We start from the raw sequence: 9,192 nt of genomic DNA on the forward strand, positions 1-9,192 counted from the left end.
CCGGATCGCAGAAGGGACTCCCGTGCGCACTCGTCATGTCTTCCATGCCGTCGACTCGCACACCGAGGGCATGCCAACTCGCGTCATCACCGGGGGTGTCGGGGTGATCCCCGGTGCCACGATGGCCGAACGCAGACTGCACTTCATCAAGCACCTGGACCACATCCGCACGCTGCTGATGTACGAGCCACGCGGCCACGCCTCCATGAGCGGTGCGATCCTCCAACCCCCGACCAGCCCGGACGCCGACTACGGGGTGCTGTTCATCGAGGTCTCCGGTGTGCTGCCGATGTGCGGGCACGGCACCATCGGGGTCGCCACCGTACTGGTGGAGACCGGGATGGTCGAGGTCACCGAGCCGGTCACCACAGTGCGGTTGGACACTCCGGCAGGCCTGGTCCGCGTCGACGTCCGCGTCGAGGACGGCGTGGCCAGAACCGTGACGTTCACCAACGTGCCCGCGTTCTGTCTCGGCCTGGACCGCGAGGTCGAGGTGCCGGGGTACGGGACGGTGGGCTACGACCTCGCCTTCGGCGGCAACTTCTACGCCTTCGTCGAACTCGACGCGCTGCGACTGCCGTTCGACCGCTCCCGCAAGGACGAGCTGCTCGCCGCGGGTCTGGCCGTCATGGACGCCGTCAACGCCTCGCCCAACCGCCCGGTCCACCCCCAACGGCCGGAGATCAACGGCCTCAAGCATGTCTACCTCGCCGCGCCCGGCTCGGACGCGCACCGGTCCCGGCATGCCATGGCGATCCACCCGGGCTGGTTCGACCGTTCACCCTGCGGCACCGGCACCTCCGCGCGCATGGCCCAACTCCACGCGCGCGGCGAACTGCCCCTCCACCGCGACTTCGTCAACCAGTCCTTCATCGGTACCGAGTTCACCGGCCGACTCGTCGAGGCGACCCTCGTCGCCGGTGTGCCCGCCGTCGTCCCGACCATCACCGGACGGGCCTGGATCACTGGCACCGCCCAGTACTTCCTCGACCCGGACGACCCCTTCCCCGGAGGCTTCCTCCTGTGACCACGCCACCGTCCCTCGTCTCGCGCAATCCGGCCGATCCGGCCGACGTACTGCTGCGAGTGGCGGCGTCCGGCGCCGCCGCCGTCGCCGATGCCGTCGTCAAGGCCCGTGACGCCCGACCCGGCTGGCTGGACGGCGGCGCGGGCGCCCGCTCGGCGGCCCTGGTCGCCGTCGCCGAGGCCATCGAGGCCGCGGCGGACGAACTGGCCGCACTCGCCGTGCGCGAGGTGGGCAAGCCGCACACCGAGGCCCGAGCCGAAGTGGCGCGTACCGCGGCCATCTGGCGGTACTACGCCCAAGCCCCCCATGAGCCCACCGGCGCTGTACACGAACCCTTCGGCGGCCCGGGGCTGTTGCTCACCCGCCGCCGCCCGTACGGTGTCGCCGGCCTGATCACGCCCTGGAACTTCCCCTTCGCCATCCCCAGTTGGAAGGCGGCCCCGGCGCTGGCCGTCGGCAACACGGTCGTGCTCAAACCCGCGCCCGAGGCCACGGCATGCGCGCTGCGTCTCGCCGAGATCCTCCAACGGGCGCTGCCACGCGCGGTGTTCACCGTAGCTCCCGGCGGCGCCGCGGAAGGCGGCGCCCTGATCACGTCCTCGGACGTCGTCTCGTTCACCGGCTCCACAGCGGTCGGCCACGAGGTGGTGCGCGCCGCGACCGCCCGAGGCATCCCGGTCCAGGCCGAGATGGGCGGGCTCAACGCGGCGATCGTCCTCCCCGACGCCGACATCGAGCGGGTCGCCGCCCACATCGCCGCCGCGATCGCCGGTTACGCGGGACAGAAGTGCACGGCCACCAGCCGGGTCATCCCGGTGGGCGCCGCCCTCCACCCGGTGCGCGAGGCCCTCGCGGCGGCGCTACGGGAGCTGCCGGTGGGCGACCCGTCCGACCCGGCCACCGTCTGCGGCCCGCTCATCAGCGAGCAGGCCAGGGACCGGGTGACCCAGGCGACCTGCCGGGGCGGTGCCGTCCTGGCAGGTGGCAACGCTCCCCGCCGACCCGGCTGGTACGCGACTCCGACCCTGGTCGAGAAGTTGCCACCGGGCCACGAACTGCTACAGGAGGAGGTCTTCGGCCCCGTCGCCGCACTGCTGCCCGCGGACGACCTGGCCCACGCGGTACGGATCGCCAACTCCGTCCCGTACGGGCTGGTCACCTCGGTCCACACCGCCGACCTGAACGCGGCTCTGCACGGGCTCGACCATCTCGACACCGGCATGGTCCGGGTCAACGCACCGTCGACCGGAGTCGACTTCCATCTGCCTTTCGGCGGCACCAAGGCATCCAGCCATGGGGCACGCGAACAGGGCCGAGCCGCCCTGGACTTCTACACGTGCACGCGGACGTACACCCTCAGCCCCACCGGGGCAGTGTGACACCGTACGCTGAAGCTCACCTCGGAAACGGAGGGGCTCACCATGGGGCACCTGAAAACGCGCAACCTGATCACCGCGCACGAGCGGTTGCGCGACCAGGTCGCCCACGCCCTGCGGGCCGCGCTGATCTCCGGTGAACTGCGCCCCGGTGAGCTCTACTCGGCGCCGGGGCTCGCCGAGGACTTCGGTGTCTCCGCGACACCGGTACGCGAGGCGATGCTCGACCTGGCCCGCGAGGGACTGGTCGAGCCGGTCCGCAACAAGGGCTTCCGGGTCACCGAGGTCAACGAACGTGATCTCGACCAGTACACCGAGATCCGCACCCTGATCGAGGTCCCCACTGTCGGCGGGATCACCCGCACCGCCTCCGCCGAGCAACTCGAAGCTCTGCGTCCGCTCGCCGAGGAGATCGTGAGCGCCGCGCGCCACCACGACCTGATCGGCTACCTTGAGGCCGACCGCCAGTTCCACCTCCGTCTGCTGGCGCTCTCCGGTAACGAACGCCTCGTCGAGACCGTCGGCGATCTGCGCAAGCGCTCACGCCTGTACGGGCTCACGGCGCTCAACGAAAGCGGCCGACTGCTCCCGTCAGCCGAGGAACACCTGGAACTGCTGGAGCTGATGCTGGCTGGCGACGCCAAGGGTGCCCAGAAGTGCATGACCCGCCACCTGGGCCATGTCCGCTCCCTGTGGGCCAAGGGCGAGGGCCGGCAAGCCCGGTAGCCCTGCTCTGACGGTACCCGCCCCGCCGGCCGGGCCGAGGGTGGACTGAGCCGCTGTCGCGCGGCCGGCGCCTCCTCACCAAGCCCCCTCAGGGGTACCCGCCCGCGAATTATCCCAAAGGCATGATTTCGGGCCAGGCGAGGCAGCTGGCGCTGGTCAGAGCCCTGACCGTGCCGCGGGTGACGGCAGCCAGGCGGTGTGCGGTTCATCCAACGCGGCCGGTGAAACCGTTGGAAACATCCACTGTTCGCGGCCTGGACTGGCCCGTTACGGTCCCCTCCCACAGACACCACCGCAGGTCCCACAAGCCCCGCACGGTCGCAGGGAGGCACCCATGGTCCGAACACGTGGCGTACGCGAAACGACGCGAAGCTCCATAGGTGCGGGGGTGGAGACCCGATCCATCGACTGGGTGCCGGACTCGGAGCGGCACGGCCATGTCTGGCATCAGGGGCCGCTGTGGTTCCTGGGTAACTTCCAGTACTTCACCGTCGCCGTCGGGTTCGTCGGTCCCTCGCTGGGCCTGCCGCTCGGCCCGACGGTCCTGGCGGGGGTGCTCGGCATCGTCGTCGGCACCCTGTTCATGGCCTTCCACGCTTCGCAGGGGCCGGTCCTCGGGCTACCGCAGATGATCCAGTCGCGGGCACAGTTCGGCTACCGCGGCGTCATCGTGGTCCTGACGGCCACTCTCTTCACCTACCTGGGCTTCAACGTCGCCGACCAGGTGCTGCTGTCCCAGGGACTGCACAGCGTGTTCGGCTGGAGTCCGCTGGCCGTCGCGATCGCCGCCACACTGCTCGCGGTGGTACTCGCCATATACGGCCATGACTGGCTGCACCGGGTCTTCCGATGGCTGCTGTATGTCTCGCTGCCGCTGATGCTGCTGCTCACCGCCGGCGTGCTCACCGGCCAGGCCGGGGGACACACCGTCCATCAGCACTTCGCCTTCACATGGTCCGCGTTCTTCGCGCAGTTCTCCGCGGCGGCCGCCTACAACATCACCTACGCGCCCTACGTCTCGGACTACTCCCGCTATCTGCCGCGTACCGCCCCGGCCCGTGCCCTGATCGCTTCCGTCTTCTTCGGCGCCTCCGGATCGGCGGTGTGGCTCATCGCCCTCGGCGGCTGGCTTGCCGTACGGCTCGGTGTGAGCGACGGTCTCGTGGGGCTGCGGCAGGCGGGCGACCACGTCCTCACCGGGCTCGGCGCGGCGACCGCGTTGCTCTCCGTGCTCAGCCTGGGCGCCACCATGGGCATGAACGCGTACGGGGGCATGCTCACCGTGCTGACCGGCATCGACTCGGTGCGCAAGATCAACCCGAGGCGTGCCGCGCGCGTGATCACCATCCTCGCACTCGCCGTCACCTGGTACGCCGTCGGATCGCTGGTCTCGCAGAACGCGGTGGCGACCGTGTTCACGGCGTTGACGCTCATGCTGTACCTGCTTGTCCCGTGGACCGCGACCAACCTCGTCGACTTCTTCTTCGTCCGGCGCGGCCACTACGCCGTCACCGACCTGTTCACCCGGAGCGGCGTCTACGGCACTTGGTCCTGGCGCGGCCTGACGGCCTACGCGCTGGGCATCGCCGCCGAGATCCCCTTCATGGTCCTGCCCAACCTGGGCCAGTGGTCGTACACCGGACCAGCGGCCCGCCAACTCGCCGACACCGACATCTCCTGGCTGGTCGGGCTCCTCGTCACCTCACTGGTGTACCTGGCGATCTCCCGCTTCCGCGACCGGGCCGCCGAGCAGGCCGCCGTTGAGCGGAGCGAGCAGCGGTTGAACGCCTGGCAGGATGGCCGGGCGGTGCACCTCGGCTAGCAACGGCCGTTGCGCGGCTCGTGGTCGCCTGCGCACCCGGGGTGCTCGATCGCGCCAGGGTGCGCACCTGTCACCCTGTTCCCGCTACTGGGTGCTCGCCTGAACGACGGTCCGAAGTCTGGGTTGTTGGCGGTCAGTCTCGGGGGCGGGGCTGACTGCCGCCGAGCATCGAGGAGTTCGGCATCTTCATCGGCCTTGTGCTGTCGGCGAAGTGGAGAGGGGACCCGCAGGCATGGAGGCGTTGTGCGGCATCCGGTCTCCAACATCAGCTGGTGGGCGCGACCGGTTCACATAGAACCTCTGAGGCTGTCGTTTGTGACATGACAGGCAGCGGTTGACATGGCTGGCGGCAGTGGGAGGGTGGAATGGTAAGCGCGGTGGTGCGGCATGTCGGAGCCGGGCCGTAAGCCCAGATGCCGTGTATGGGTATCGGGCTCGATATGCCTCACCGGGGCACCGCCCCCGGAACCACCGAGAGCGAAGCCGTCGCGAGGGGATGCCATGAAGGCAACCGTCTACGAGGGCCCACGTTCCGTCGCGGTGAAAGAGGTTCCAGACGCACGGATCGAACGGCCCACCGACGTCCTGGTGCGGATCACGACCACGAACATCTGCGGCTCGGACCTGCACATGTACGAGGGCCGTACCGACTTCGAGGAGGGCCGGATCTTCGGCCACGAGAACATGGGCGAGGTCGTCGCGGTCGGCGACGGGGTCGACCGCGTCCGGGTGGGAGACCTGGTCTGTCTCCCGTTCAACATCTCCTGCGGCTTCTGCCGTAACTGCGAGAAGGGCCTGACCGCCTTCTGCCTGACGACGCCCGACAACCCGAAGATGGCCGGCGCCGCCTACGGCTTCGCTGACATGGGCCCGTACGACGGTGGCCAGGCGGAGCTGCTGCGCGTACCCTACGGTGACCACAACTGCCTGGTCCTGCCGGAGGAGGCCAGAGAGCGGCAGAGCGACTATGTGATGCTCTCCGACATCTTCCCCACCGGCTGGCACGCCACCCAGCTGGCCTGCGTGCAGCCCGGTGACACCGTGGTGATCTACGGTGCGGGGCCGGTCGGTCTGATGGCCGCGTTGTCGGCGACGCTCAAGAGTGCCTCCAAGATCATGGTGGTGGACCGGCACCCCGACCGGCTGGCCCTGGCCGAGGAGATCGGGGCGATTCCCATCGACGACTCCAAGGTCTCGCCCGTCGACCAGGTGAACGAGCAAACAGACGGTCTCGGCGCGGACCGGGGTTGTGAGTGCGTGGGCTACCAGGCCCATGACCCCCAAGGCCATGAGCACCCCAACCTCACACTGAACAATCTCGTACAGTCCGTGAAGTTCACTGGGACCATCGGCGTGGTCGGCGTCTTCATCCCGCAGGACCCGGGCAGCCCGGACAAGCTGTACAAGGAGGGTGAGATCGCCTTCGACTACGGGTTGCTCTGGTTCAAAGGCCAGACCATCGGCAACGGCCAGGCCAACATCAAGGCCTACAACAGGCAGTTGTGCGGCCTGATACAGGCTGGCAAGGCCAAACCTTCATGGATCGTCTCCCATGAACTCCCGCTGGACAAGGCACCCGAGGGATACCAGCACTTCGACGCCCGGGACAACGGCTGGACGAAGGTCCTCATGCACCCCGACGGCGGCAGCCACAACTGACGTACGTCGCGTGCAACGGCGGATTGAAAAGGCGTCCAGGAGGCCCAGTGCAGGCGTCCACCTCCAACGGCGGGGTTGGCAACCGGAGTTGTCGTTGCGGTGGGGTCTTCGGGCGGTTGAGGGCCCGGTCCCCGGGTACCCGATCCTGGGAGCCGCCGTGACCAGGGTGCTTACGGGAGGCGGTCGTCGGAAGACCGGTACCAGACGGCCGCCAAGCGTTACCCGGCGAGCCCCTGCTCACGTCGCACTCACGGCCCGCCGGGAGGAGCCGGGATCCATTGGGCCTACCGAACCGCCGACGAGCCGAGGACGAGGCCATGCCCGACCCATACAGCAATCGCCTCACACACCACCGGCCTGCGCGCCCGCAGGACAAGCGCCCACGGGGAGCGGCAGGACGTCGGCAGCGCACCGGCTCCGAGCCCCGGACAGCGATCAGTGACCTGCCTGCGCGACGGATGCTGGCGACCGTTTTCGCTCCGGTGTTCCTCGTGGGAGCGGCCGTCTTCGCGATACTCGCTGCCACGGCCAGCCCCAGCAGCCAGCAGGGGCGGACCCTCTACATCGCCTTGGCCGCCGTGTGCGCGGTGTTCGCGGTGGTGGCGCTGAGCGATCTCTACGTGATCCGGCGCCGTACACGCACTGAGCATCGTGGTGCCCGACGTACGGGAAAGTGGTGATGTCCAGGTGACGAGGCATTCCCGCGCTGAGGGCGCAAGGGAACCGCAGGACACGGGTGGCGCCGCGCTCTTCGACGTCGACGGCACGCTGGTCGACAGCAACTACCTCCATGTGTCCACCTGGTGGGAGGCGTTCCGCCAAGCCGGGCACACTGTGTCGATGACGGCCATCCACCGCACGGTGGGCATGGGGTCGGACAAGCTCATCGCCCACCTGCTGGGTGAGGAACGCGATACCGACCAGGACGCGGAGATCGCAGCGGCGCACAAGGCGCTCTTTGCCACTTACCTTGAACGCCTGCCCGCGCTTGAGGGAGCCGCGGACCTGCTGCGCACGGTCAGCCAGCGCGGCTGGAAAGTCCTACTGGCGAGCTCGGCCGGACAGTACGAGCTCAACGCAATGCGCTGCGCCATTGGAGCCGATGAGTACATCGCCGCGGCCACGAGCGCGGACGACGTGGACGCGAGTAAGCCCGCGCCGAACCTGGTCAAGCGGGCGCTCGACCGCGCTGGCGTGCCCGCATCGCGTGCGGTCTTCGTAGGCGACACGGTGTGGGACGTGCAAGCCTCCGCCAAGGCAGGCGTTGATTGCATCGCACTGCTGTCCGGGGGCATACCGGAGGCCGACCTCCGGCGCGCTGGCGCCCTAGCGGTCTACGACGGCCCGGCGCGTCTACTCGCCGAGCTCGACTCCAGTCCTTTGGCCGAAGCCCCGTAAGTCGGCGGTCATTGAGGCTGGTCGAACGTGGTGACGTAGTGGCCGTAGAGTTGCGGCCACAGATTCGCCGGTGGAGTGTCGTCGTCGTTCAGGAGCGCTTCGAGTGTGGCGAGGCACACGTCCCAACCAGCGGCGGTCCTGGCGGCCTTCTTCCTCGGGCCGGCGGGGTGCGGGATGCCGCTGTGCTCGGTGAAGCCGTGAGTGAAGACAAGGCGGCAACCGCCCTCAGTGGGTTCCAGCTCCCAACGTAGGTCCTCCTCGCCCCAGGTGTAGGCGAGCAGGCGCGGCGGATCGAACGCGGTGAACGTGCCGTCGAGATCCTCTGGGTCCTTCGTGAGGATTTCGGGCATGTCTTCGGCCCGTGGGGCGTCTCCGCGGAAGGCGAAGTGGATCTTCGCCCCGAGTTCGCGCTCGCCCTCGATGTCGCACGGGAACCATTGGCGCAACTGGTCAGCTTCTGTCAGCGCACGCCAGACCCGCTCGGGCGAATGGGCGAGGAACCGTTCGAAGCGCAACACGTACCTGCCGTCGTCGCGGACTTCGAGAGCCCCCATGCCTGCGTCGTCGTTGCTGCTGGGCATGTCGATCACTCCTTCTCCTGGTCAAGGTGGCGCTCCAGGGCGTCGAGGTGACGGGCCCAGAACTCGCGGTAGGGCCCAAGCCACGCGTCGATCTCGGCCAGCGGCTCAGCGCAGAGCCCGTACCAGCGGCGCTGGGCGTCACGGCGGACGTGGACGAGCCCGGCTTCGCGGAGCATCCGCAGGTGTTTCGAGACCCCGGGCTGGCTGAGCCCCAGGCACTCGACCAACTCACCGACGGAACGCTCGCGCTCGCGCAGCAGATCCAGTATCCGCCGACGCGTCGGGTCGGACACGACCTCAAAAGTCGTTGCCACGCGTGAACATTACCACTGGGCTATATAGCCAACAAGGAATGTAATGTAGGCCCTACCGTCCAGCCCGCGGCGGGGGCAGCGCGCTGATGTCCGCGCAGCGGAACATGGGCACCGCCCCCGAACTGCCCCGCGAAGCCCCGACACGCGGCTCGCGCGTCTCAAGAGGCTCTACCTTCTTGCTGGGCCTGCCCCAGCCATTCGTAGGGTTGGGGGACCCAGGGGAGCCGGGTGTGGCTTTCATGAGGCTGCCGACCATGGCTTGGGAGGCTTGGCCGCCCGGCTCCCCACG

At 68.8% G+C, this 9,192-nt stretch carries 9 protein-coding genes; 7 read left to right on the forward strand and 2 right to left on the reverse strand.

The window, feature by feature from the left end; translation table 11 throughout:
* Window positions 1–22 precede the first annotated feature (22 nt).
* The 7 genes from P3G67_RS34915 (at window position 23) to P3G67_RS34945 (ending at window position 8,008) form a co-directional block, all read left to right on the forward strand.
* A complete protein-coding gene (locus P3G67_RS34915) occupies window positions 23–1,027 on the forward strand; it encodes a proline racemase family protein (RefSeq protein ID WP_276097099.1) in 1,005 nt (334 codons plus the stop codon).
* Window positions 1,024–2,406, forward strand: coding sequence for an aldehyde dehydrogenase family protein (locus P3G67_RS34920; RefSeq protein ID WP_276097100.1), 1,383 nt, complete (start codon window positions 1,024–1,026; stop codon window positions 2,404–2,406). Before P3G67_RS34915 ends, P3G67_RS34920 begins: the two co-directional genes overlap by 4 nt.
* A gap of 42 nt (window positions 2,407–2,448) precedes the next feature.
* Window positions 2,449–3,129 carry a GntR family transcriptional regulator gene (locus tag P3G67_RS34925; RefSeq protein WP_276097101.1) on the forward strand — a complete coding sequence of 227 codons (681 nt, stop codon included), beginning with the start codon at window positions 2,449–2,451 and terminating at the stop codon, window positions 3,127–3,129.
* A 388-nt stretch (window positions 3,130–3,517) separates the two neighbouring features.
* Window positions 3,518–4,951, forward strand: a complete 1,434-nt coding sequence (locus tag P3G67_RS34930) for a purine-cytosine permease family protein (RefSeq protein WP_276097102.1) — start codon at window positions 3,518–3,520, stop codon at window positions 4,949–4,951.
* A gap of 501 nt (window positions 4,952–5,452) precedes the next feature.
* On the forward strand, window positions 5,453–6,610 hold the full coding sequence (locus tag P3G67_RS34935; RefSeq protein ID WP_276097103.1) for a glutathione-independent formaldehyde dehydrogenase: 1,158 nt from the start codon (window positions 5,453–5,455) through the stop codon (window positions 6,608–6,610).
* Between the two features lie 458 nt (window positions 6,611–7,068).
* Window positions 7,069–7,290 (forward strand): hypothetical protein, encoded by a 222-nt coding sequence (locus P3G67_RS34940; protein WP_276097104.1) that lies wholly within the window; start codon window positions 7,069–7,071, stop codon window positions 7,288–7,290.
* A 7-nt stretch (window positions 7,291–7,297) separates the two neighbouring features.
* Window positions 7,298–8,008, forward strand: coding sequence for an HAD family hydrolase (locus tag P3G67_RS34945; RefSeq protein WP_276097105.1), 711 nt, complete (start codon window positions 7,298–7,300; stop codon window positions 8,006–8,008).
* An 8-nt stretch (window positions 8,009–8,016) separates the two neighbouring features.
* Here P3G67_RS34945 and P3G67_RS34950 read toward each other — a convergent pair whose 3' ends face one another.
* Window positions 8,017–8,589 (reverse strand): SRPBCC family protein, encoded by a 573-nt coding sequence (locus P3G67_RS34950; RefSeq protein ID WP_276097106.1) that lies wholly within the window; start codon window positions 8,587–8,589, stop codon window positions 8,017–8,019.
* 5 nt (window positions 8,590–8,594) lie between these two features.
* Window positions 8,595–8,903 (reverse strand): ArsR/SmtB family transcription factor, encoded by a 309-nt coding sequence (locus tag P3G67_RS34955; RefSeq protein WP_269857552.1) that lies wholly within the window; start codon window positions 8,901–8,903, stop codon window positions 8,595–8,597.
* Window positions 8,904–9,192: the final 289 nt, after the last annotated feature.

Origin of the sequence: Streptomyces silvisoli (genome assembly GCF_029269905.1) — a bacterium.
GTDB classification, from domain to species: Bacteria; Actinomycetota; Actinomycetes; order Streptomycetales; family Streptomycetaceae; genus Streptantibioticus_A; species Streptantibioticus_A silvisoli_A.